Genomic DNA, 22,917 nt, shown 5'->3' on the forward strand with positions numbered 1-22,917 from the left:
TTTTTATGCTTTATGTTGGGACAACATGGGTTGGTAATACGTTCATAATAGATTGGGGTGCGCCTAATTTCTTTGTCGTTAAAAGGTTTGCCTCTGTTTCATGATCTTGGGCATCTTTACACATACCAAGGTGATAGCGATCACCTAAAAATGGATCAATATAAAAACCGTTTTTGAATACTTTATCATTCGGATGTTTTTCATGGTGAATGTCAGAGCAGTTAATGCAATAGAACATAGCTTTCATCCCCTTTTTATTTTTGTTTAAAAAAGTGAGTCGGTAGTCATTTCGCTCCTAAGGAAATGTTGAGGAGAAGAGAAATAACTACCTACTTAAATGGTGGGCATATTCCTTCTGATTTTTTATATTTTGCGTATTGCCTCTTGAGGGAAGGAGGAGAGACGATGTACGCATGATATAAGTAAGGCACTTCTTTCAATATGAATGATGGAGTTTCATGTTGAGAGAATTTTTTATTTTTTATTGCCTTTGTGAGTATATTATGAGGGAATGCTGAGAGGGTGTTTGTCCTGTTGAAAAAATGTTGAGAATTTCTCAACGGTAAAAAGAATTAGTGTTGACATGAAACCAAAAGGTGTTATATTATTCAAATACAACTAAAAGGTGTTATGTTTTGATGCCGGATAAAGGAGCTAAAAAAATGACTCAACAAAATACATTAAACGATATTAAACAAACAATCGTTTTTAACGCGTCTATTCAAAAAGTATGGAATGTAGTGTCAACTGCAGAAGGAATTGCATCATGGTTTATGCCGAATGATTTTGAATTAGAGGTAGGACATGAGTTTCATGTTCAATCACCATTTGGACCGTCACCATGTAAAGTGTTAGAAATTGATGAACCAAACCATTTATCTTTCTCATGGGACACAGATGGCTGGGTTGTTTCATTCCATTTGAGAGACTTAGGAGAGAATAAAACAGAATTTACATTAATTCACGGCGGTTGGAAACATCCTGATGAAATTCTGCCGAAAGCGAATGCGAAGAGCTCTATTATTCGCGATAGAATGAATGGCGGCTGGGTAGCGATTGTAAATGAAAAACTGAAAAAGGTTGTTGAAGGATAAATGTCTTCGTCAGCAGCGAAATATGATGTATTTCAAGCAATTGCTGATCCGACCCGCCGAGAAGTGTTACGGTTATTAAGTGATAAAGAGTTACCAATTTCAAAAATAACGGATCATTTTCCGATGAGTCGTACGGCTGTTGTGAAGCATCTTCATATTCTTTCAGAAGCGAATTTAGTAAGTGGAAGAAAGAGTGGAAGAGAGAAGATATATTGTTTGCAGCCGGAGCCGTTAGAAGAATTAAAGCAGTGGCTCTCATATTATGAACGATTTTGGGATAATAAATTGTCCGTGCTTAAACATATTGTGGAGAATGAAGAATAAAAGAGGATGACCATTTGGGTCATCCTCTTTATTATTGCTCACTTGTTTGTGTAGCTGGTTTTAATAAGAGCCAAGCAATAATTAATGTAAATACTGCTAATACGAAAGTACTCATATAAATAACGTGTACACTTGCTGCTAATGCAGATTGTGATTCAGTTGCTACGTTTGCTGTAGTTCCGCCGTGTCCGCCAGATACAAGATCAAGGTTTTTAATACCACGTGCGTGAATCATCGTATTGAAGATTGTACCGAATATTGCAGCACCTAACGTTTGACTAAATGTGTTAATAAATGTGTTTAAACCAACGGCTGTTCCGCGTGTATGAGCTGGTACGGCTGCTTGAATTGTTACCATGTAAATAGGTGTCACAAGCCCCATGCCTAAGCCGAATAATCCGACTGCAACATAAATAAGGAATGATGGTGAATTTGTTGACAATGTAAATAATAAGAAGGTGGCAACTGATAAAATGCTAGCTCCAAGTAAAATAATTTGTTTCGTTTGTAATTTGCCAACTAAGTTACCGGAGAACATAGCACCGAATGTCCACATAACAGGAATTGGCATTAAAATGAGTCCAGCTTCTGTCGCATTTTTTCCTAATACACCTTGGCTCCAAATTGGAAGGTACATTGTAATACTAATAATCATCGCACCGGCAATAAGAGTTAATATGTTTATCGTAGATAATGTACGGTTAGAGAAAAGTGCTAGCGGAATTAATGGTTCCGGAGATTTTTTCTCGATGTATAAGAAAATAATGAATGACACAGCCGCAAAGATTAATAGACCGATGATTGTAATGTCTCCCCAGTTTTGCTTACTGCTACCTGTTAATAATGCGTATAGTAAAGCAATTGTACTTAATGAGAAGACTGTCGCACCAATATAGTCGATATGCTGCTTGGCGGCAGACTTAACAGATTCCTTATAAGAAGTGGCAAACATTAAGCAAGCGATAATTCCGAAAGGAACGTTTAAGAAGAAAATATAGCGCCAAGAAAGAGAATCAACTAAAAAACCACCTACTAACGGCCCGACAACACCAGATACACCCCAAACGGCACTCATCCAGCCCTGTGCTTTCGCGCGGTCTTTCGCTTCGCTATATAAGTCTCCAATAATCGTCATTGTGATTGGCATAACAGCGCCAGCGCCTATACCTTGAAGAGCACGGAAGAAGATTAATTGTTCCATCGATGTAACGACACCGCAAAGTGCAGAGCCGATTAAAAAGATTGTAGCTCCGATAAGCAGAACTTTTTTACGACCGAATAAATCAGCCAATTTTCCGTATATTGGAGTCGAAACCGCTGTGGCGAGCATATAAATTGCGTAAACCCAGCTAACAAGTTCGACGCCTGACAAATCACTCGTTATACGAGGGATTGCTGTACTAACAATCGTTCCTTCTACGGCAGAAAGAAACGTCATTAGCATTAAAGACACCATGACTTTTTTTCTCATATGTTTTCCCCTTACCCTTTTTTAAATATTCAACAATATAAAATATAAAGGTACTAAGGTATATAAAGCAACAAATAAGTAATGGGAAGTTAGGAGGAGTGTATATTTGTCGCTTATTGTCGGTAAGTCGATATATTTGAGAAATCGCCGATATTTTTGAAACATCGCTGATATAAGTCGTGGAATCGCTGATATATTTGCAGAATCGCCGATATAATTTCGTGTACCTATAAAAAAAGAAACAGGAATCCTGTTTCTTTTTTAATATTGCATTTTCGCATTTTCTCCAGCTGTAGTTCCAGCAATTCTACCAGTAACGAGAGCGGATGTAATGTTATAACCGCCCGTATAACCGTGAATATCAAGAACTTCGCCGCAGAAATATAAGCCATTCGTGAATTTAGAAGACATTTCTTTCGGATTAATTTCTTTAACAGATACGCCTCCGCCAGTAACGAATGCTTTTTCAATTGACTGCGTACCATTTACATTCACAGTAAATTCTTTAAAGTCTTTCACAAGTGCACGAATCTTTTCATGAGAAACTTGTCCAGCTTGTTCGCTACCGTCAATTTCATTTTTTTCTAATAAGAATAGGAAGTAACGCTCGGGAACGTATCCTTTTAACACGTTTTTAATTCCTTTTTTCGGATCTTCTTTCATTTGTTTCAGCATGCGCTGGAATAGTTGTTCACTATTTTCTTCTGGTAATGCATCAATACTCATTTGTATTGTATTCGTTTTAAACTTTTTCAGTGCTTTCACGACGAATTGACTACAGCGAAGAGCAGCAGGACCAGATAGGCCGAAATGAGTGAAGAGCATGTCCATTTTGTGAGAAATGATAGCTTTTCCTTTCGGGTTTAATACGCTTAAGTTTATATCACGTAAAGCAAGACCTTGCAGTGAACGGTCTCGAATAAATGGTTCATTTGAAAGGATGGGTACTTCTGTTGGGAATAATTCTGTAATTGTATGACCACCTTTTTCAGCCCAAGCGTATCCGTCTCCAGTAGAACCAGTTTGAGGAACAGATTTTCCGCCAACAGCGATAACGACGTGATTCGTTTCTAACACTTCGCCTGTTTGTAATACAACTGCTTTCGTTTGACCATTTTCATATTCAATCGTTTCAACAGGTGTATTCGTACGGATTTTCACACCTAAGTCTTTTAATCGTGTTAAAAGTGCATCTACAACAGATTGCGCTTTGTTTGATACAGGGAACATACGGCCATGATCTTCTTCTTTCAATTTTACCCCGAGATTTTCGAAGAATGTAATAATATCTTCATTATTAAAAATAGAAAAAGCGCTGTATAAGAAGCGGCCATTTCCTGGTATATGTTTAACGATTTCATCAAGTGGTAGACGGTTTGTTACGTTACAACGACCACCACCAGAAATCGCAAGTTTGCGCCCTAGTTTATTTCCTTTATCAAGAAGTAAGACATTTGCGCCTTCTTCTGCAGCACCGATTGCAGCCATTAGCCCAGAAGGCCCGCCACCGATTACAATAACATCATAATGCATAATATATCGACCTCATTTTCTACATTTCCTGCCTAAAAGAATAGCATGTTTTCCCTTAAAAGAAAAATAGAGTGAAGTACTGCTTGAGGGGAGAATTGTGGTACAATACAAAAGTTAGAGTTCAGCGTTATATAGGAAGTAGGAGGATTTTCGTATGTCCGATTCAAAATTTCTGCGCGGAACGCTTATTGTGACGTTAGGGACATTTTTAGTAAAGTTCTTAGGCATGATTTACGTCTTTCCGTTTCATGCATTAGTAGGCACAGAAGGCGGAACGCTCTATACATATGGATATATTCCATATACGATATTTTTAAGTATTGCAACGGCAGGGGTGCCGCTTGCTGTTTCAAAGTTTGTTTCCAAATATAATGCACTTGGAGATTATAAAACGAGCCGAAGAATGTTCCGCTCGGGAATGGTTATGATGATAGTAACAGGAGTTCTTTCCTTCTTAGTACTGTACATGACCGCACCATTATTTGCAGAAGCAATGCTTGGTAAACAAAGTTTACAAAATAAGGTAGAAGAAGTTACGACGATTATTCGCCTCGTAAGTTTCGCACTTATTGTTGTACCGGCAGCAAGTTTGATTCGTGGTTATTTCCAAGGTCACCAATCGATGGGACCGACTACGGTGTCACAAATTATTGAACAAATTATTCGTATCGTCTTTTTACTAGCGGGTAGTTTCATCGTTATTAAAATACTTGGCGGTACAGTAGCAACAGCAGTCGGAGTTGCGACATTCGCTGCATTCGTTTCAGCAGTTGGAGCACTCGGCGTATTAATTTGGTACTGGTTAAAACGTAAAAAATATTTGGATCAATATTTAATTGAACAAACTGTACCAGAATCGACAGTAAGTACCGTTCAATTGTTTAAAGAGTTATTTGCGTATGCAATTCCTTACGTTGTAATTGGGTTAACAATTCCTTTATATCAACAAATTGATACATTGACATTTAACTCTATTATGCAGGCAATTGGTCAAGGTGATATCGCAGAGCGAGCGCTCGGTATTTTCACAATGTGGACGCATAAATTAATTATGATTCCAGTATCGCTTGCAACAGCGTTTAGTTTAACGCTTGTACCAGCGATTACAAAATCATTTACGGAAAAACAATATCGCTATTTAAAATTACAAATTACACAAACATTCCAGGCGAATATGTTTTTAACATTGCCAGCAGTTGTCGGTATTTCAACACTTGCTTATCCAATTTACACTGCGTTTTACGATTCAGATCCATTAGGTGGACAAGTGTTAATGTGGTATGCACCAGTTGCATTGTTATTTGCTTTATTTACGGTAACAGCCGCGATTCTGCAAGGGATTAATCAACAAAAACATGCGATTGTCGCACTTGTTATGGGTGTTATTTTGAAATTTGTATGTAACGTAATCTTTATTCGATATTTCGGTACAGTAGGAGCGATTTTAGCTACTGCAGTCGGTTTCTTAGCGTCCGTATGGTATACGAATAGACAAATCCAAAAACATGCACACTATTCATTTGGTGTTGTATATAAGAGAACATTCCAAATTGCAGTATTAACACTTGTAATGGTCGTGGCGGTAAAACTATCACAGTGGATTCTATCCTTCATGATTTCGCCAGATGGCCGTATTGGTGCTTTAATTACAGTTGCGATTTGTGCAGGTGTTGGTGGTCTTGTTTACGGTCTGTTAGCAATTCGCACAGGAGTACTTGAAAGAGTATTTGGCGGAGAAGCGTTAGAGAAAATCCAGCGTAAACTTGGCAGTAGATTCAAAATAAAGTTGAAATCAAAAGGGGCGTAAATACGTCCCCTTTTCTATGATAAATAAAGAAGGTGAAAAACGTGAGATTAGATAAATTATTAGCGAATATGGGATACGGAAGTAGAAAAGAAGTAAAGAAATTATTGAAAGACGGCGTTGTGAAGATTGATGGAACGCCGGTGAAAGATGCAAAGGTTCATGTAAATGTAGAAGAGCAAGAAGTTATGATTCACGGTGAAGTTGTAGAATATAAAGAGTTTGTTTATTTAATGCTGCATAAACCACAAGGTGTAATTTCAGCTACAGAAGATGATAATCACGAAACAGTAATAGATTTATTAGAACTAGAAGATGCAATCTTTGATCCGTTCCCAGTTGGACGACTTGATATCGATACGGAAGGTTTCTTATTGATAACAAATGACGGGAAGTTATCACATCAATTATTATCTCCGAAAAAGCATGTGCCGAAAAAATACTATGCACACGTTGCAGGAGTTGTAACGGAAGAGGATGTAAAAGAGTTTGCTAAAGGTGTTATTTTAGACGATGGTTATGAAACGAAACCAGGTGCACTTACAATATTAAAAAGCGATGATGTTTCTGAAATTGAGCTTGTGATTACAGAAGGAAAATTCCATCAAGTGAAGCGCATGTTTGAAGCAGTAGGGAAAAAGGTTGTTTACCTAAAGAGAACAGAGATGGGTCCGTTAGTATTAGATGAAGAACTAGAACTTGGAGAATACCGAGAGCTAACAGATGAAGAAGTAGAAATGTTAAAAACATATCAAGTAGATACTGAGAAGTAGTCCTGTTTTTAGGCGCAGAAAAGACCCCTTTCTAATGAGTTAGAAAGGGGTATGTATTTATTTACATACAATTATTTTTTCGTTATGAGGTCATTCTCACTTTCTTTCCTGTTGTTGTCCACTTACCGCGGCAAGGGCTATACACGAGTTCATTAAACTGCAACACATTTAGATCACGTTGTATCGTTCGCGGTGTGATCCCGAACTCATCTACAAGGTCTTTCGTCGTTACCGTTCCGTTTTCATTGATGTACATATAAATTGATTTAATGCGTGTTAGCATACGAGTAGTTGTAGGTTTCAAGAGAAAACCACTCCTCTACTAGTTTTTTTGACCCCATTCAGGAAAGAAGGTCGTTACTACCATTGTACTCTACATGATAAAATTCATGCTTTAATCTACTTAAATTTTACAAAAGTTTAACAAAATTTCATATAGAAAAATATTGGTAGTTGACATTGTATATATGATCAGTCAACTAACACATAAAATTCTACGTAAAACGCCAAATTCCTGCAAAAATTTTTGAAAAAATAAAAGAAAAACTAATGGGAAATATCTGAAATATTACAATTGTTCGGTATTTGACTTTCGTGTATGGCATAAGGGATTTCGGTTTGCTATGATGAAAGAGATAATATAGCGAAGGATGGATGCGTGATGTCAGCGATTAATTGGACAGAAGAAGTTGCAAAACGAAAAGATGATTTAATTCGTGATACACAACAATTTTTGCAAATTAAAAGTGTGTGGGAAGAAGAGTCGGCGAAAGAGGGCGCACCGTTCGGTGAAGGTGTAGAAAAAGCTTTATCTTTCATGTTACATAAAGGAGAATTAGAAGGTTTTTCTTCTAAAAATTTAGAAGGTTATGCAGGTCATCTTGAAATGGGACAAGGAGAAGAACTAGTAGGTATTCTTTGTCATGTTGATGTTGTACCAGAAGGAGATGGCTGGACGACTCCTGCATATAGTGCAGATATTCGCGAAGGAAAGATTTTTGCACGTGGTGCAATTGATGATAAAGGCCCAACGATGGCAGCTTATTATGCGATGAAAATTGTGAAAGAATTAGGGTTGCCTCTTTCAAAACGCGTTCGTATGATTTTAGGAACAGATGAAGAAAGTAACTGGAAATGTGTAGATCACTACTTTAAAAACGAAGAAATGCCAACAATCGGTTTTGCGCCAGACGCGGACTTTCCAATTATTAATGCAGAAAAAGGAATTTCTGATATACAAGTTGTGCAAAATGGTAGTGAAGAGAAAAAAGGTGTATATGAACTCGTTTCATTTGAGTCAGGCCGCCGTTTAAACATGGTTCCTGATTTTGCAAAAGCGGTTATTACAGGAGAAGATGTAAATGCACTTACAGTAGCATATGAAGAGTATTTAAAAACGGCTAAAAAAATAGGGAACTCAACTATAGAAGGAAATACAGTGACGTTGCAAATAGAAGGAATTTCAGCACACGGATCTACTCCAGAAAAAGGAGAAAATGCAGGTTTACTATTAGCAAACTTCTTAACTACAGTTTCACTTGATGGAAAAGCAAATGCATTTGCGACATTTGCAGCAGAAACATTTACTGGTGATATTTTTGGTGAAAAAGCTACTATTGCTTATAAAGACGAAGTTAGCGGTCCGTTAACAGTGAATGTCGGTCGCCTTTCTTATACGAAAGAAAACGGTGGCAACTTAGGGTTAAACGTACGTTACCCAGTTACGACTAACTTTGAAGAAATGATTGCGAAGTTAAAAGAATACGTTAGTATTCATGGATTTGAAGTAGCGGATTATTCTAACTCTCGTCCGCATCACGTCGATAAAGACCACGTATTAATTCGTACGCTGCAGCGCGTGTATGAAGAACAAACAGGAGAAAAAGCAGAGCTATTAGCAATCGGCGGTGGTACTTACGCCCGTTCATTGAAAGCTGGCGTTGCATTTGGCCCGCTATTCCCTGGAAAAGAAGAACTTGCGCATCAAAAAGATGAGTACATTGAAATTGAAGACTTATTAAAAGCAACAGCAATTTACGCGCAAGCAATTCATGAATTAGCGAAATAAAGGATATATGAATAATGACCGCTCTCTACTTTAGAGGGCGGCTTCTTTTTAACTGAATGAGATAAGAAAGAAAAGCAACAATAAAAAGAAGGAGATGATATAAATGGAGCCGCATTATTTTGTCGCAATTACTTTACCAAATTATATAAAAGAAGTGCTCTCTAATTATAAAGAGGATATGGAGGAGGAATTACCATTTCGCTCGTGGGTACATAAGGAAGACTATCATATTACCCTTTCCTTTTTAGGAAGTGCGACAGAGGAACAATTAGAAGGAATAAAGAATGGATTACAAACACTTATAGAAAAAAAGGAACTACCTTTCACATTACAAGGATTTTCAACATTTGGCATGGAAGACAGGCCACGTATTTTTTGGGCGAAGGTAAGTGAGAATCATGAGTTGTTTCAGTTACAAAAGCAAGTGCATGCGATTTGTGAAGGGAATGGGTTTTCTTTAGAAACACGTCCGTATCATCCACATATTACTGTTGCTCGTAAATGGATGGGAGAAAGAAAGTTTCATTTGGAAAATATAAAAAAAGTGCCTGAAATATCATTTCAAGCGGATACAATTACTTTATACGAATCTCACGTGAAGGAAACACCGAAATATAAATCGATTGCTGAAATAAAACTACAAAAATAGAATGTATGAAAACGTTTTTTATACAGGTGAATATACTATAGAGAATAATGGAGTTACTGTATAGAGTCTTGCTAATAAGAAAAGCTTTATTATTTGCAGCTCGTATACTCACACAAAGGCCCGATTGGTGGGGGCTAATAATTAGCAGGGGATACCCTGAATTGATTAAAGATTCACTTTATTTTAATTTTGAGAATGATGGTGATTTTTTTATGTTGAAAGTAAAACGTCCATTTGATGCCTATTTAGATGAAATGAATAAAATTACAATTTTGCTCCCACATGCGTATGGAACAAGTCGGACATTTCGTTTGCAAGAAGGAAATAATGTGAAAGATTTACCGATTGCTCATACTATTGCGCTTCCAGATGCAACAAAGTATGAGTGCTTTATAGAAGAGTCACTAGATGTGGGGAAGTATTATACAGTACGAGATGAACGGAACGAAGAAACGGATTTACAAATAGGCGCTGTTATTCGAACGGCAATTTTCGATGAGAAGTATTATTACGAAGGCACAGATTTAGGTGCTGTATACAAAAAAGAAGCAACAACATTTAAAGTGTGGGCTCCAACTGCGAGGCTTGCAAAAGTAAGATTTTATAAAAGTGATAAAGAATATACCGATTATGACATGCATAGAGAAGAAAATGGTGTTTGGGTTCATGCATTACAAGGGGATCATGATGGGGCTCGATATACCTTCCTCGTCTGTATTAATTTAATATGGAATGAAGCGGTGGATCCATACACAAAGTCAACGACTGCAAATGGGAAATACGGTGTTGTTATCGATTTGGAAAAGACGAATGTAACGAGACGAGAGGAATTACCACCATTACAGTCAATGACAGATGCTATATTGTATGAACTGCATATTCGTGATGCGACTATTCACCCAAATAGTGGAGTGAATAAAAAAGGAACATATAGAGGGTTGATGGAAGAGAGGACGACGGGACGGAATGGGACGTTAACAGGATTGTCTCATATAAAAGATTTAGGTGTTACACATGTTGAATTATTACCGTTATCTTGTTTCGGTGGTGTAGATGAGGCAAATCCTTCCGGCGCATATAATTGGGGTTATAATCCATTATATTACAATACGCCAACGGGGTTTTATGCTACAAACCTTGCTGATCCGTATAACAGGATAGTAGAGTGTAAGCAATTGATTGAAACATTTCATGAGAACGGTATCCGAGTAGTTATAGATGTTGTATATAATCACGTTTATGAAAGAGAACTATCATCATTTGAAAAGCTTGTTCCAGGTTATTATTTTCGCCATGGCGAAGATGGTATGCCTTCTAATGGGACGGGAGTTGGAAATGATATAGCGTCTGAACGGAAAATGATGAGGAAATTCATTATAGAGTCTATTTTATATTGGCTGACGGAATACAATGTTGATGGATTCCGATTCGACTTAATGGGGATTTTAGATGTTGATACAATGAACATAATAGAAAAAGAAGTGCGAAACATAAAGCGAGACGCATTGTTATTAGGAGAAGGATGGGATTTACAAACACCGCTTCCTCTTGAGGAAAAAGCAACGTTAAATAATGCAAGAAAAATGCCACATATCGCGCAGTTTAATGATCAATTTCGTGATGGAATAAAAGGTAGCACATTTAATGTAACTAAACGTGGTTTTGCGTTTGGTGGGCATGTAGACTGTCAGCATTTACAGTATATAGCATCAGGTAGTCTTTTAAGTGTGAAAGAAACAGGATTATTTCTAGAACCGGTACAAAGTATTAACTATGTAGAATGTCATGACAACATGACGATGTGGGATAAACTAGTGCACAGTAATGAAGAACCGGAAGAAATTTTGAAAAAACGGCACCTTCTAGCAAGCGCAATAGTTATTCTTTCGCAAGGAATTCCTTTCTTACACGCAGGACAAGAGTTTTATCGTACGAAGAATGGAAATGAAAATAGTTATAATGCAAATGATGAAATAAATCGATTAGACTGGGATCAAAAAGAGAAAGAGATGGAGACAGTTAACTATATAAAAGGGTTAATTGCGATTCGCAAAGAGCACGGGGCATTCCGATTACAAAACGCAGATCTTATAAAAAAGCATATGACTTTTTTGCAAACATCTACAGAAGTACTTGCATACCACCTAGAGCATGTAGAATTGTTTGGGCCGTGGAAAGAAATTGTCGTTTTATTTAATAGCGGTTTGGAAGCTAAAACGGTGCAGCTTCCAAAAGAAGGAACGTGGCATGTGTTAGTAAACGAAAAGCAAGCGAAAATAGAGCCAATTTCTTCATTTAGAGGAAAGGAACTTCAATTGGCTCCCATTAGCACGTATATATTGACGATAATGTGACAAATCGCTACTTGACGATGAGAATGTAATAAATGTAGAATTGACAAAGGTGACGATTTTGATAAGTTGTCATTCTATGAGTGGTTTTGTAAAATAAAATAGAGAGTTTTTGGCTTATGCCAAGTTTTCTTTTCATTTACAGTAAAATATATATGAATCCACAACATGTGTAGAAATGTTGCGGTTTTTCTTTTCATAACTATAAAAGATAAGGATTTGTTAACGGGTAATGAATATGGAATGGTTGGAACAATTATTAGGAAAAGAGTGGAGTCTTGTACCGGCTGGTGGAGTAACGGGCGATGCATATATTGCGCAAAACGGACAACAGAAGTTATTTTTAAAGCGGAATACATCGCCCTTTTTAGCGGTATTGTCAGCAGAAGGAATTGTTCCAAAATTACTTTGGACAAGAAGGGTAACGAACGGTGATGTGATTTCTGCTCAAAAATGGCTTCCGGGACAGAAGCTAGAGCCAGAGGATATGAAACTAGAACGTGTTGCGAAACTTTTGAAGAAAATACACTCCTCTAAAGCGCTTGTGCAGATGATTCAAAGACTTGGGAAGCAGCCGCTTCACGCCCAAGAGTTATTACAACAATTGCAACTTGTTTTAAGGGGAGATATAAGGGTAGATGAAACAATTCAGCAAGGCCTTCAATATTTAACGGATTCATTAAAAAGTATTGAATACAATGAATTCGTTGTATGCCATTGTGATGTAAACCATAACAACTGGATATTGTCGGACGAAGATGAGTTGTTTTTAATTGATTGGGATGGAGCTGTCATTGCTGACCCAGCTCTAGACCTAGGTATGTTATTATACTGGTACATTCCGCGTCATGAATGGAGTGAGTGGCTCGGGTATTATGATATTGAAATGGATGAATCATTGCTTAGGCGTATGAGATGGTATGTAATAGCACAAACGATTTTATCTATTCAATGGCACACAACAAAAAAACAGCAAGCAGAAGCTGAATATTGGCATCAATATTTACAGCAACTACTTGCTTCAGAATAATACTTAAGAAAAATTGTCCATTCCAGCAATCCACTGAGTAAGTTGTTCTTGATTATTGGAAATATGGTTGTCCAAATTAGAGGAAGATTTACCCGATTGACTATAAGAATATACATCGTTTAGCATTGTTTTAGCGTCATTACTTATATTATCGTTTGCGAGTAACGATTGAATGAGGCGCTCTAATTGCTCGCATTCAGAAACTGTCCCGCAGCAATCGCTTTGGTGATTGACTAAAATATCTTTCAGCACTTCTAATTGATGTTGTTGACTAATTGGCATGAACGGATCATCCTTTCGATTGTTTTTCTCTTCTCGGAATGTAAGAGAAAAAGCTACGTCGTCATGGAATGTTTAATGCTGTATGTAGTTTTTATCAAAATGGTACATCTTATACTTGAAAGAAACGGACCGAGTGCTCGTACGTACTTGGTTTTTTGTTTGGTAGATTGATTAAAACAGAAAAAAGGAATCATTCCTTTAAAATAGCTTTGTAAAGAGAGGGAGACATCTATGCGTTTAAGACATAAACCATATGCATTAGATCGAATTAATGAGTATTCACATATCGTAATTGGAAACCCAGAAGAGCGCGCGGGTAATTGGAAAGAAGTATTTGGAAATGAACAACCCATTCACATTGAAGTAGGTACAGGTCGTGGCCGCTTTATGTACGATATGGCAAAAGCAAATCCACATATTAATTATATTGGAATTGAAAAATTTACGAGTGTTGTTGTAGATGCACTTGATAAATTAATTGAAGAAGAATTACCGAACTTAAAGTTAATAAATAAAGATGCTGAAGATTTAACAGTTTTCTTTGCAAAAGGTGAAATTGATCGTGTTTATTTAAACTTCTCAGATCCATGGCCGAAGAATCGTCACACGAAGCGTCGTTTAACGTATAAAACGTTTTTACGCAATTATGAAGAAGTGTTAGTAGAGGGCGGAGAAATTCATTTCAAAACAGATAACCAAGGGTTATTTGAATACTCTCTAATGAGTATGGCTGAGTATGGTATGTTACTAACTTACTTAAGCCTAGATCTTCATAACAGTGATTTTGAAGGTAATATTATGACTGAGTACGAAGAGAAGTTCTCTAGTAAAGGTCATCGTATTTATCGAGTTGAAGCGAAGTATCGCACAGAGCCTATGCAGTAATGCATAGGTTTTTTTATAACTAAAATAATCAGAATTTTATGTTAAAATTAATGTAAAAGGGGGATGTGTGATGGAAGAATTACGAATTGGAGATATAAAAGTGACGTGGTTAAAAGGTGGGAACACACATTTAGATGGCGGGGCAATGTTTGGCGTTGTGCCGAAAGTACTTTGGTCACGAAAATATAAACATAACGATACAAATCATATATATTTACGAACAGATCCGTTACTTTTGCAAACGAAAGATGGAAATATGCTTATTGATTCTGGAATAGGAAACGGTAAATTGAATGAGAAAATGAAGAGAAATCAAGGAGTAACGGAAGAGTCATCGGTTTATGAATCTTTAGAAAAACGGGGATTAAAGCCTGAAGATATTCACTACGTCTTAATGACGCACCTTCATTTTGATCATGCATCTGGTTTAACGAAATGGGAAGGGGAGCACCTTGTACCGACGTTTCCGAATGCGAAAGTTTATGTAAGTGAAACAGAATGGAATGAAATGAGGAACCCAAATATTAGATCACGTAATACATATTGGAAGGAAAATTGGGAGCCGATTGTAGATCAAGTTGTTACGTTTCAGCAAGAAATAGAAATTACGGATGAAATAAAAATGGCGCATACAGGCGGTCATAGTGATGGACATGCAGTTATTGCGTTAGAAAGCAAAGGTGAAACGATGCTTCATTTAGCTGATCTATTGCCGACGCACGCCCATCAAAATGTATTATGGGTAATGGCGTACGATGATTATCCGATGACATCGATTGAAAATAAGCAAAAGTGGATGAAGTACGGTGCTGAAAACGATGCATGGTTTTCATTTTATCATGACGCATATTATCGTGCAGTGAAGTGGAATAAGGAAGGACATATTGTAGAAAAAATTGAGAGAAAAACGAGTATAGAAGCTTAAAAAAAAGAGGTTGTTCCATCATATTTATTGGAGCAGCCTCTTTTTTATTGTCGGGTTTTGTCGGTAAGTCGATATATTTAAACAAACGCTGATATAATTTGAGTTGCGCCGATATAATTGGGAAATCGCTGATATAAATCGAGTTGCGCCGATATATTCGGAAAATCGCCGATATAATTTTAATCACTATCCGCAATTTTTCAAAAAAAAGAGGTTCACCTAATGGGAAACCTCTTTTTATGCTGCTATTACCTCTAAAACAGTACCTGTTTTAGCATCAACTAAAAATTCAAATCGTTCTTGTATATCATCTAACATTGTTGTAAGACCGCCGCGATAAACTTCATACGCAACATCATATTTTTCAAATGTCTCTGGAACCATATGTACCCAAGAGCCAGTAATTTCACCTTTATGATTTAATGCTTGTTTCACCATTTTCAATGCTTTTTCTGAAGAAATATGGGATTGTTCTTGTACTTTGTTTGCAACGAAATAACCAGCTGCAAATCCAACGCCAAGACCTGCTACTAAACCTTTCCAGCTCATATATTCACCTCAATTCTATAAAATAAAAATAGTGTACCGATAATAATTATAAAGCAAATGCAGCTAAAAAAGAAGAAACTAGAAACATTTCGAAAATTTCGTTACAATAAAAAAGGTATTCTACTAAGGTTTGAAAGAAGGGGACTTCGTGAATAAAGAGACATTACAATTATTTCGTACGTTAACAGAATTACAAGGTGCGTCAGGTTTTGAACATGATGTACGCCGTTTTATGAAGCAAGAATTAAGCAAATATGCTGATGAAATTGTGCAAGACGGTTTAGGTAGCGTATTTGGTCTGAAAAAAGGGGACGAAACTGGCCCACGTGTTCTTGTAGCAGGTCATATGGATGAAGTAGGTTTCATGGTTACGCAAATTACGAAAAACGGAATGCTTCGTTTTCAAACGTTAGGCGGCTGGTGGAGCCAAGTGCTATTAGCGCAGCGCGTACAAGTGATGACGAAGAATGGTCCTGTTATAGGGGTTGTTGGTTCTATCCCTCCTCATTTATTAAGTGATGCGCAACGTGCAAAAACGATGGATATAAAAAATATGCTAATCGATATAGGTGCAGATAGTTATGAAGATGCGATTGAAATTGGTGTAAAACCAGGACAACAAATCGTGCCAATCTGCCCGTTCACACCGATGGCAAATGAGAAGAAAATTATGGCGAAAGCTTGGGACAACCGTTATGGATGTGGCCTGGCAATCGAGTTATTAAAAGAATTAAAAGATGAAACATTACCGAATACATTATACTCTGGTGCTACTGTACAAGAAGAAGTAGGTCTTCGCGGAGCACAAACAGCTGCTAATATGATTCAACCAGACATTTTCTATGCGCTTGATGCAAGTCCAGCAAACGATGCTTCTGGTGATAAAACGCAGTTCGGTCAATTAGGAAAAGGTGCTCTTCTTCGTATTTACGATCGTACGATGGTAACTCATCGAGGAATGCGCGAATTCATTTTAGATACAGCAGAAACACATAATATTCCTTACCAATACTTTATTTCACAAGGTGGGACAGATGCGGGCCGTGTACATACAAGTAACTCAGGTATCCCATCAGCAGTAATTGGTGTTTGTGCTCGCTACATTCATACGCATGCTTCTATTTTACATGTTGATGATTATGCAGCAGCAAAAGAACTTATTACAAAGCTTGTAAGAACAACGGACAAAACGACGTTAGAAACAATTAAGAATAACGCGTAAAGAGGAAGGGCTGCAGAGCTCTTTCTTTTTTTAGGTAGGAGAGATGACCCAGCGATGTGTAGTAGCGGTCAGTGCTTAATTAGTGCTCGAATAATGCATGAAGACCGCGGAAGAATGTTTTTGTGTTCGGGACCAAAAATATTGTGGGAAGTCACCTTCTACTATAGGTAGAAGGGATTCCTTGGTGGTGTGTGGTAGTGGTTGGCACTTCATTTGTGCTGAAGTGGATATTAGAACAGAATAATGAATTCTTATAGAGGTGAACGAAATGAAGGTAGTAGTTGGATCGAAGAATAAAACGAAGGTTGGGGCTGTGGAGAAGGTATTGAAAGATGCTGAAATTACATCTCTTTCTGTCCCATCGGGAGTATCTGCACAGCCATTTTCAGATGAAGAGACGATGCAAGGAGCAATTAATAGAGCGAAGCGAGCATTGCAAGAAGGAGAAGCTCAAATTGGTATTGGGTTAGAAGGCGGCGTGATGAAAACGGATCACGGTTTATTTATGTGTAACTGGGGCGCACTCGCAACGAGTGACGATAAGATATTCGTTGCCGGAGGAGCACGTATTAAGTTACCAGACGATTTTTTAACGCCTCTTGAAGATGGTAAAGAGTTAAGTGAAGTGATGGAAGAGTTTGTAGAGCGGAAAGATATTCGTAGTCACGAAGGTGCTATCGGTATTTTTACAGACGATTATGTCGATCGAACGGAATTATTTGTACACGTTGTTAAGTTACTCGTTGGGCAATATAAGTATGATAAAAAGCAAGCATAAACCTTGCACCGTGTACGATGTATGGTAGTATAAAGAAAAGATTATAGTGTGAAAAAAGTGCACGCATTAGAGGAGGAAATATAGATGAAATCATTAGAAAGCATGGAACAATTCCAAGAATTAAAAAATGAAGAGAATGTAGTCTTCATGTTCTCAGCAGAATGGTGCCCAGATTGCCGTTTCGTTGATCCATTTATGCCAGAAGTAGAAGAGAAGTATAGTGATTTCTCATTTTACTATGTAGATCGTGATGAGTTTATTGATCTATGCGTAAAATTAGACGTATTTGGCATTCCAAGCTTTGTAGCGTACAATAAAGGTGAAGAAACTGGACGCTATGTAAACAAAGATCGTAAAACACAAGAGCAAATCGAAGAGTTTATTGAAGGTTTAAAATAAAACAATTAGCCAATTGAATTGTAAAAACAACCTCTACCTTCGCGGGGGAGGTTATTTTTTTGGAAGGGAGGAAAAAGAGATGAAAATGACAAGTAAAAAGATGAAAGACGAGTTAATGAAGAAATTATCTCGACCAGAATGGGATTTTCATTATGATAGCGAGAAAGAAGTTCTTCGTATTGAACAAACAAACTCGAAAAAAGGTATTAACGTATCACTTCCAGGAGTAGTAGCGAAATGGGAAGTGAACAAAGAAAAGGCGATTGAAGAGGTTGCTTATTATGTACAAGAAGCGTTAATTGCAATGCATAGAGAAGAAAATAGCACGGCGAAAATTTTACCTGTTATTCGCTCTACTTCTTTCCCAAAACAATCAGAAGAAGGAAATCCGTTTATTATGACGGATCATACGGCGGAAACACGTATTTATTACGCGCTAGATTCTAATAAAACGTATCGCCTAATTGATGAGCGCTTATTACAAAAATTAGAGCTTACAGAGCAGCAAGTGCGCGAAATGGCATTATTTAATGCTCGCTCATTAGGTTATGAATTTAAGCAGGACACAGTAGCGGATAATACATTCTACTTTTTAAACACAAATGATGGGTATGATGCGAGTCGTATTTTAAACGAAACGTTACTACAATCGATGCGTGAAAAGATCTCTGGTGACATGGTTGTTGCTGTTCCTCACCAAGACGTATTAATTATTGCTGATATCGTCAACGAAATCGGTTATGATATTATTGCACAAATGACAATGAAATTTTTTGCCGAAGGGCATGTTCCGATTACATCACTTTCATTCGTTTATGAAGATGGGGACTTTGAACCAATCTTTATTTTAGCGAAGAATCGGAAGAAGACAGATGGAAAAGAGAAAGGATGAACGAAGTGAACGTTTTTTATAACCTTGAAGGAATTGGTGACACTTTAATTGTTGCCTTACAAGATATTACTTTAGAGAACCGTACTTTTGATCGTAAAGGAGATGTTGCACGCGTATACGATCGTGAAAGCAATGTAACAGCAGGATTCAACATCTTTAATGCATCTTCTTACTTAGAAGTAAAAGAAACAGGTAACCTGACATTAACGAAAGAGCTTGTAGAAACAATCAACGAAATTTTAGCGAAGAACGGCTTTGAAGAAAAAGTAGAAGCAGATCTTTCTCCGAAATTTGTTGTAGGTTATGTAGCTGAAAAAGAAAAGCACCCAAATGCTGATAAATTAAACATTTGTACAGTAGAAATTGGTACAGAAACATTACAAATCGTATGTGGTGCACCAAACGTTGATGCAGGACAAAAAGTTGTCGTTGCAAAAATCGGCGCTGTTATGCCAAGTGGTATGTTAATTAAGCCAGCTGAGCTTCGCGGTGTTCCTTCTTCTGGAATGATCTGCTCTGCACGTGAATTAGAGCTTCCAGACGCTCCGCAAGAAAAAGGTATTCTTGTATTAGAAGATAGCTTTGAAGTTGGACAAGAGTTTAAATTTTAATTGATATAAGAAAAGAGAGGTTGTCCTTTTGGACAGCCTCTCTTTTCTTTTTATCATTCTTTGTCGGTAAGTCGAAATTTCGTAGTGAATCGTTGATATATTGAGAGTTGTGATGGATATATTTAAAAAATCGTTGATATATTGAGAGTTGTGATAGATATACTCAAAAAATCGTTAATATGATAAGGGTGTCACCTTTTTTTAAAAAATCTATATTGTATTTTATAAACAATCTAGTTAAAATTTAGAAAAATAGAAGGGGATAAACGTATGAAACAACAACCAAAAATCGCAGAACTTCTAAAACGAATTGAAACTTCAAAACAGCAAGATGTTGAGCTAGGTACTTATGAAATATATGTATTTAGTGAAGATGAACTGGAAAAAGGGCAGATCGGTTATCGATATGATAAACATAAAAATTCATTAATAAGCAATGAAAGTGGAAAATGGCAAGAAGAATGGATTGTTATTGGATATGAAACAGATATGGGTGATCCAGTTTTCGTGAATGTGGATGATGACGCTTATCCAGTCTATACGGCAGAGCGTGGTACAGAAACGTGGCAGCCTGTTTATATTGGAAGTATGGATGAGGTTATAAAACAATTATAAGAAAAACTTTGAGTCCGGTGCAAAGTGATGGGAGAGAAGCATGAAGTATATAAAAATAATGGTCATGACTGCATTCATTGGAATATATATGGGAGGTTGTTCACAAGAACAGTCGAAAAAAGAAACATTATCTTCTACACAAGAAAATAGTAAAGATGATAAAGAAGAAGCACCGGTAGAAAAGCAGCAAGAAGAACAAGAAAAAAAAGAAGAATCGCAAACAATTCAAACGAATGAACAAGTAGAAACTAAGCGGGAGGAAGTATCGGCCGAGGAAAAGAAAGAGGAAAATACGCCGGTGAAGCCAACTGAGCAACTTATGCAAAATAATGAACAAAAAGTAGAGAGTAATGAAAAACAAGGAAAGTTTCTCGTCGTTATTGATCCAGGGCATCAACAAAAAGCAAATTTAAATTTAGAACCGATTGGACCAGGGGCAACGACGCAAAAATATAAAGTGACAGATGGTACAACGGGTGTTGTGACGAAAAAGAGAGAGGCTGTACTTGTATTAGAAATGTCTTTTTTATTAAAAGAAAAGCTTGAAGCAAAAGGGATACAAGTAGTAATGACGAGAACGTCACAAGATGTTGATATAAGCAATAAAGAACGTGCGACATTCGCAAACGATCATAAGGCAGATTTATTTTTACGCCTTCATGCAGATGGTTCTGAAAATCCAAATCAAAGTGGGTTTGCTGTATTGACGCCAGCAGAAGGAAGTCCCTATACGAAAGAGATTTATGCAGAAAGTCTTCAAATCTCGCAAAAGATAGTAAATAAAATGAGAGAAAACAATCAGGTGAAAGTAAATGGGATTAAATTTAGGGATGACCTTTCTGGATTTAATTGGGCGAAAGTTCCTGGCGTACTATTAGAGCTCGGGTTTATGTCCAATGAGGATGAAGATAAAAAATTATCTGACCCGCAGTATGTAAATTCTTTACTGCAAAGTGTAACAGATAGTGTAGATGAATATCGGAAGAGTAAAGCTTAAAAGCAGTCTTACATAGAAGGCTGCTTTTTTCTATATGAAAACAATCGTAAATTAGAATGTTATGGATAAATATGACATGCTTAATTTTACCTGCACTTTTTGCCGAATGCTGATACAATAAAGGATGTTACTATTTAGTAGAAAGAGTGGTAAGCATGTTAGATTGGATGAAAAAGCTGTTTAACAAAGAGGAAGAACAAACAGCGATGAATAAAGAAGCAATGAAACAAATTGAAAGTCAGCCGAAAATTCCTCGTGTAAACCACTACACTGAAGCAAGAGAAGCACAAATGGCAAGCAGAAATGCAGGTAAATGCCGTTTTCCATTAATACCAGATGATGGATTTGATGAGGATGACGTAAGAGAATTACCTCACTTTGAAGAACAACCTGTTCAAAGAGGTATATACGAAGAGCAGCCTACTCAAAGAGGAATAAAAGTGGAGAGAAGTAGACGGCAGTATGTGGAGAATGCAGTTTCTACATACGAAGAGCCGGAAGTGCAATATGAACCGGATCCAGAGCCAGTCGTAAAAAAAGTATCTGTATCGCCGCAAGAAAGTAGCCGTAGACCATTTCGTCCAACAGAAATGATTTCGCCGATTTATGGATATAATCGTCCTTCAGTAGAGAAAAAGGAAGAAAAGCAGGAGGAAGAAAAGGAAAGAGAAGATCTTGAAATATCTGTAGAGGGCAAATCAGTCGTTGATGCATGGTTAGAGAAAAAAGGGTATACATTATCTTATTTCTCAGAAGGAAAAGCACCGACTTCTTCTAGTCATCAAGACGTTGATCAGCAAGGTCAACAGAGTAAAAAGGAAGAAAAGTCAGTTGTTGATCAATGGCTCGAGAAAAACGGTTATGAAATTGAGCGCCAAGAGCCAGTAGTAGAAGAAAAAGAAGTAATTCAAGAAATAAATACACCGCAGGAAGTTTCAGCGGATGAATTACTTCATAAAACGGTAGCTGAGCGTATGGAAGATGCAGAGCAAGAAAAAGATGTAGTGGTGCTAAACGAAAACATTTTACAAGAGGAATTAGTAGATTCCAAAGTAGAGCACGAGGATACAATATTATCAGAAGAAATTAAACGTAATACAGAAATAGAACAACCTATTATGGAAGTAGAAAAGCAAGCTCCAGAAGAATCAGTGATTGTCAAAGCAGAAGAAAAACTTGAAGAAACAATCATTGTGGAAATACCAGAAGAGCTTGGAGAAGTTGCAGAAGTAATGGCGGAAGCAGAAGAAACTGAAGAAGCAGAAGTAATGGCGGAAATGGAAGAAACTGAAGAAGCAGAAGTAATTGCAGAAACAGAGGGGTCTGAAGTAGAAGCAATTGTAGAACTTGAGGAAACGCAGCAAGAAATGGTATTAGATGAAGCAATTGAACAAAAAAATGAATTCATACATGTTGCTGAGGCTGATGAACAAACGAAGGAAGATGTCCAAAGTTTTGCGAATGTTTTAATTGCAGAAACAGAGGAAAGTAAACTATTTGTAGAAGAAGGGCCAGTCGCTGAAGAACAACCAGTTGTAGAAGAAGGGCCAGTCGCTGAAGAACAACCAGTTGTAGAAGAAGGGCCAGCCGCTGAAGAACAACCAGTTGCAGAAGAAGGGCCAGTCGCTGAAGAACAACCAGTTGTAGAAGAAGGGCCAGTCGCTG

The 22,917-nt window shown here is 37.3% G+C and carries 23 protein-coding genes and 1 pseudogene; 18 read left to right on the forward strand and 6 right to left on the reverse strand.

All coding sequences use genetic code 11. The annotated features are described in order from the left end of the window. Positions 1-10: 10 nt before the first annotated feature. The gene (locus tag DPQ31_RS24165; RefSeq protein ID WP_000498976.1) at positions 11-238 is read right to left on the reverse strand and encodes a DUF3973 domain-containing protein; all 228 of its coding nucleotides are present in this window, start codon (positions 236-238) and stop codon (positions 11-13) included. A 424-nt stretch (positions 239-662) separates the two neighbouring features. Here DPQ31_RS24165 and DPQ31_RS24170 point away from each other — a divergent pair, with 424 nt between their 5' ends. Next, positions 663-1,094, forward strand: coding sequence for an SRPBCC family protein (locus DPQ31_RS24170; protein WP_033661377.1), 432 nt, complete (start codon positions 663-665; stop codon positions 1,092-1,094). After that, positions 1,095-1,418 carry an ArsR/SmtB family transcription factor gene (locus DPQ31_RS24175; protein WP_000098843.1) on the forward strand — a complete coding sequence of 108 codons (324 nt, stop codon included), beginning with the start codon at positions 1,095-1,097 and terminating at the stop codon, positions 1,416-1,418. A 31-nt stretch (positions 1,419-1,449) separates the two neighbouring features. Here the strand turns inward: DPQ31_RS24175 and DPQ31_RS24180 are convergent, their stop codons facing one another. Both DPQ31_RS24180 and DPQ31_RS24185 read right to left on the reverse strand, forming a co-directional pair. Beyond that, positions 1,450-2,889: an MDR family MFS transporter gene (locus DPQ31_RS24180; protein WP_208731117.1), complete on the reverse strand. Its 1,440-nt coding sequence runs from the start codon at positions 2,887-2,889 to the stop codon at positions 1,450-1,452. 261 nt (positions 2,890-3,150) lie between these two features. Further along, positions 3,151-4,422: a BaiN/RdsA family NAD(P)/FAD-dependent oxidoreductase gene (locus DPQ31_RS24185; RefSeq protein WP_000558865.1), complete on the reverse strand. Its 1,272-nt coding sequence runs from the start codon at positions 4,420-4,422 to the stop codon at positions 3,151-3,153. A gap of 154 nt (positions 4,423-4,576) precedes the next feature. Here DPQ31_RS24185 and DPQ31_RS24190 point away from each other — a divergent pair, with 154 nt between their 5' ends. Then, positions 4,577-6,229 carry a putative polysaccharide biosynthesis protein gene (locus DPQ31_RS24190; RefSeq protein ID WP_001284037.1) on the forward strand — a complete coding sequence of 551 codons (1,653 nt, stop codon included), beginning with the start codon at positions 4,577-4,579 and terminating at the stop codon, positions 6,227-6,229. A 41-nt stretch (positions 6,230-6,270) separates the two neighbouring features. After that, positions 6,271-6,999 carry a pseudouridine synthase gene (locus tag DPQ31_RS24195; protein WP_001234943.1) on the forward strand — a complete coding sequence of 243 codons (729 nt, stop codon included), beginning with the start codon at positions 6,271-6,273 and terminating at the stop codon, positions 6,997-6,999. A gap of 82 nt (positions 7,000-7,081) precedes the next feature. Here the strand turns inward: DPQ31_RS24195 and DPQ31_RS24200 are convergent, their stop codons facing one another. Beyond that, positions 7,082-7,303 (reverse strand): DeoR family transcriptional regulator, encoded by a 222-nt coding sequence (locus DPQ31_RS24200; protein WP_000805512.1) that lies wholly within the window; start codon positions 7,301-7,303, stop codon positions 7,082-7,084. 357 nt (positions 7,304-7,660) lie between these two features. Between DPQ31_RS24200 and pepV the strand changes: the two genes are divergently transcribed. The 4 genes from pepV (at position 7,661) to DPQ31_RS24220 (ending at position 13,097) form a co-directional block, all read left to right on the forward strand. Further along, positions 7,661-9,067: a dipeptidase PepV gene (gene pepV, locus DPQ31_RS24205; protein ID WP_087970537.1), complete on the forward strand. Its 1,407-nt coding sequence runs from the start codon at positions 7,661-7,663 to the stop codon at positions 9,065-9,067. Positions 9,068-9,170: 103 nt separating this feature from the next. Beyond that, entirely contained in the window at positions 9,171-9,716 is a 546-nt protein-coding gene (gene thpR, locus DPQ31_RS24210) for an RNA 2',3'-cyclic phosphodiesterase (protein WP_000433245.1), read from the forward strand. Between the two features lie 212 nt (positions 9,717-9,928). Then, positions 9,929-12,070, forward strand: coding sequence for a type I pullulanase (gene pulA, locus DPQ31_RS24215; protein WP_087970538.1), 2,142 nt, complete (start codon positions 9,929-9,931; stop codon positions 12,068-12,070). 229 nt (positions 12,071-12,299) lie between these two features. Continuing rightward, positions 12,300-13,097, forward strand: coding sequence for a phosphotransferase family protein (locus DPQ31_RS24220; protein WP_002039786.1), 798 nt, complete (start codon positions 12,300-12,302; stop codon positions 13,095-13,097). Between the two features lie 3 nt (positions 13,098-13,100). Here the strand turns inward: DPQ31_RS24220 and DPQ31_RS24225 are convergent, their stop codons facing one another. Next, positions 13,101-13,379, reverse strand: a complete 279-nt coding sequence (locus DPQ31_RS24225; RefSeq protein WP_001122853.1) for a YtzH-like family protein — start codon at positions 13,377-13,379, stop codon at positions 13,101-13,103. A 231-nt stretch (positions 13,380-13,610) separates the two neighbouring features. On the opposite strand from DPQ31_RS24225, the gene trmB reads away from it, so the two are divergent. Beyond that, positions 13,611-14,264 carry a tRNA (guanosine(46)-N7)-methyltransferase TrmB gene (gene trmB / locus DPQ31_RS24230; protein ID WP_001239372.1) on the forward strand — a complete coding sequence of 218 codons (654 nt, stop codon included), beginning with the start codon at positions 13,611-13,613 and terminating at the stop codon, positions 14,262-14,264. 70 nt (positions 14,265-14,334) lie between these two features. Next, positions 14,335-15,189 carry a YtnP family quorum-quenching lactonase gene (locus DPQ31_RS24235; protein ID WP_097959494.1) on the forward strand — a complete coding sequence of 285 codons (855 nt, stop codon included), beginning with the start codon at positions 14,335-14,337 and terminating at the stop codon, positions 15,187-15,189. A gap of 237 nt (positions 15,190-15,426) precedes the next feature. On the opposite strand, the gene DPQ31_RS24240 is transcribed toward DPQ31_RS24235, so the two are convergent. Then, positions 15,427-15,738: a PepSY domain-containing protein gene (locus DPQ31_RS24240; protein WP_000118536.1), complete on the reverse strand. Its 312-nt coding sequence runs from the start codon at positions 15,736-15,738 to the stop codon at positions 15,427-15,429. Positions 15,739-15,886: 148 nt separating this feature from the next. On the opposite strand from DPQ31_RS24240, the gene DPQ31_RS24245 reads away from it, so the two are divergent. The 8 genes and pseudogenes from DPQ31_RS24245 to DPQ31_RS24280 form a co-directional block, all read left to right on the forward strand. Next, positions 15,887-16,960 carry a M42 family metallopeptidase gene (locus DPQ31_RS24245; RefSeq protein WP_001031519.1) on the forward strand — a complete coding sequence of 358 codons (1,074 nt, stop codon included), beginning with the start codon at positions 15,887-15,889 and terminating at the stop codon, positions 16,958-16,960. Between the two features lie 268 nt (positions 16,961-17,228). Beyond that, positions 17,229-17,738, forward strand: coding sequence for a DUF84 family protein (locus DPQ31_RS24250; RefSeq protein ID WP_097959495.1), 510 nt, complete (start codon positions 17,229-17,231; stop codon positions 17,736-17,738). 84 nt (positions 17,739-17,822) lie between these two features. Continuing rightward, positions 17,823-18,137: a thioredoxin family protein gene (locus tag DPQ31_RS24255; protein ID WP_000838192.1), complete on the forward strand. Its 315-nt coding sequence runs from the start codon at positions 17,823-17,825 to the stop codon at positions 18,135-18,137. Between the two features lie 79 nt (positions 18,138-18,216). Then, complete coding sequence (locus DPQ31_RS24260; RefSeq protein WP_000784599.1) at positions 18,217-19,029, forward strand: DUF1444 domain-containing protein; 813 nt, start codon at positions 18,217-18,219, stop codon at positions 19,027-19,029. Further along, complete coding sequence (ytpR, locus tag DPQ31_RS24265) at positions 19,026-19,640, forward strand: YtpR family tRNA-binding protein (RefSeq protein ID WP_001006772.1); 615 nt, start codon at positions 19,026-19,028, stop codon at positions 19,638-19,640. Before DPQ31_RS24260 ends, ytpR begins: the two co-directional genes overlap by 4 nt. Positions 19,641-19,910: 270 nt before the next feature. Next, positions 19,911-20,255 (forward strand): hypothetical protein, encoded by a 345-nt coding sequence (locus DPQ31_RS24270; RefSeq protein WP_000813346.1) that lies wholly within the window; start codon positions 19,911-19,913, stop codon positions 20,253-20,255. 40 nt (positions 20,256-20,295) lie between these two features. Next, positions 20,296-21,252: an N-acetylmuramoyl-L-alanine amidase gene (locus DPQ31_RS24275; RefSeq protein WP_199632917.1), complete on the forward strand. Its 957-nt coding sequence runs from the start codon at positions 20,296-20,298 to the stop codon at positions 21,250-21,252. A gap of 155 nt (positions 21,253-21,407) precedes the next feature. Continuing rightward, positions 21,408-22,917, forward strand: a pseudogene (locus tag DPQ31_RS24280) (DNA translocase FtsK); the annotation flags it as partial.

The sequence above is a fragment of the Bacillus sp. COPE52 genome, from assembly GCF_003355115.1.
GTDB classification, from domain to species: domain Bacteria; phylum Bacillota; class Bacilli; order Bacillales; family Bacillaceae_G; genus Bacillus_A; species Bacillus_A toyonensis.

Coding starts and splice junctions, on each gene's coding strand:
- ytpR (WP_001006772.1), top strand. CDS start 19,026: ATGAACGAAGTGAACGTTTTTTATAACCTTGAAGGAATTGGTGACACT.
- DPQ31_RS24190 (WP_001284037.1), top strand. CDS start 4,577: ATGTCCGATTCAAAATTTCTGCGCGGAACGCTTATTGTGACGTTAGGG.
- DPQ31_RS24180 (WP_208731117.1), bottom strand. CDS start 2,889: ATGAGAAAAAAAGTCATGGTGTCTTTAATGCTAATGACGTTTCTTTCT.
- DPQ31_RS24255 (WP_000838192.1), top strand. CDS start 17,823: ATGAAATCATTAGAAAGCATGGAACAATTCCAAGAATTAAAAAATGAA.
- trmB (WP_001239372.1), top strand. CDS start 13,611: ATGCGTTTAAGACATAAACCATATGCATTAGATCGAATTAATGAGTAT.
- DPQ31_RS24235 (WP_097959494.1), top strand. CDS start 14,335: ATGGAAGAATTACGAATTGGAGATATAAAAGTGACGTGGTTAAAAGGT.
- DPQ31_RS24260 (WP_000784599.1), top strand. CDS start 18,217: ATGAAAATGACAAGTAAAAAGATGAAAGACGAGTTAATGAAGAAATTA.
- pepV (WP_087970537.1), top strand. CDS start 7,661: ATGTCAGCGATTAATTGGACAGAAGAAGTTGCAAAACGAAAAGATGAT.
- DPQ31_RS24250 (WP_097959495.1), top strand. CDS start 17,229: ATGAAGGTAGTAGTTGGATCGAAGAATAAAACGAAGGTTGGGGCTGTG.
- DPQ31_RS24175 (WP_000098843.1), top strand. CDS start 1,095: ATGTCTTCGTCAGCAGCGAAATATGATGTATTTCAAGCAATTGCTGAT.
- pulA (WP_087970538.1), top strand. CDS start 9,929: ATGTTGAAAGTAAAACGTCCATTTGATGCCTATTTAGATGAAATGAAT.
- DPQ31_RS24225 (WP_001122853.1), bottom strand. CDS start 13,379: ATGCCAATTAGTCAACAACATCAATTAGAAGTGCTGAAAGATATTTTA.
- DPQ31_RS24270 (WP_000813346.1), top strand. CDS start 19,911: ATGAAACAACAACCAAAAATCGCAGAACTTCTAAAACGAATTGAAACT.
- DPQ31_RS24165 (WP_000498976.1), bottom strand. CDS start 238: ATGTTCTATTGCATTAACTGCTCTGACATTCACCATGAAAAACATCCG.
- DPQ31_RS24240 (WP_000118536.1), bottom strand. CDS start 15,738: ATGAGCTGGAAAGGTTTAGTAGCAGGTCTTGGCGTTGGATTTGCAGCT.
- DPQ31_RS24275 (WP_199632917.1), top strand. CDS start 20,296: ATGAAGTATATAAAAATAATGGTCATGACTGCATTCATTGGAATATAT.
- DPQ31_RS24185 (WP_000558865.1), bottom strand. CDS start 4,422: ATGCATTATGATGTTATTGTAATCGGTGGCGGGCCTTCTGGGCTAATG.
- thpR (WP_000433245.1), top strand. CDS start 9,171: ATGGAGCCGCATTATTTTGTCGCAATTACTTTACCAAATTATATAAAA.
- DPQ31_RS24220 (WP_002039786.1), top strand. CDS start 12,300: ATGAATATGGAATGGTTGGAACAATTATTAGGAAAAGAGTGGAGTCTT.
- DPQ31_RS24170 (WP_033661377.1), top strand. CDS start 663: ATGACTCAACAAAATACATTAAACGATATTAAACAAACAATCGTTTTT.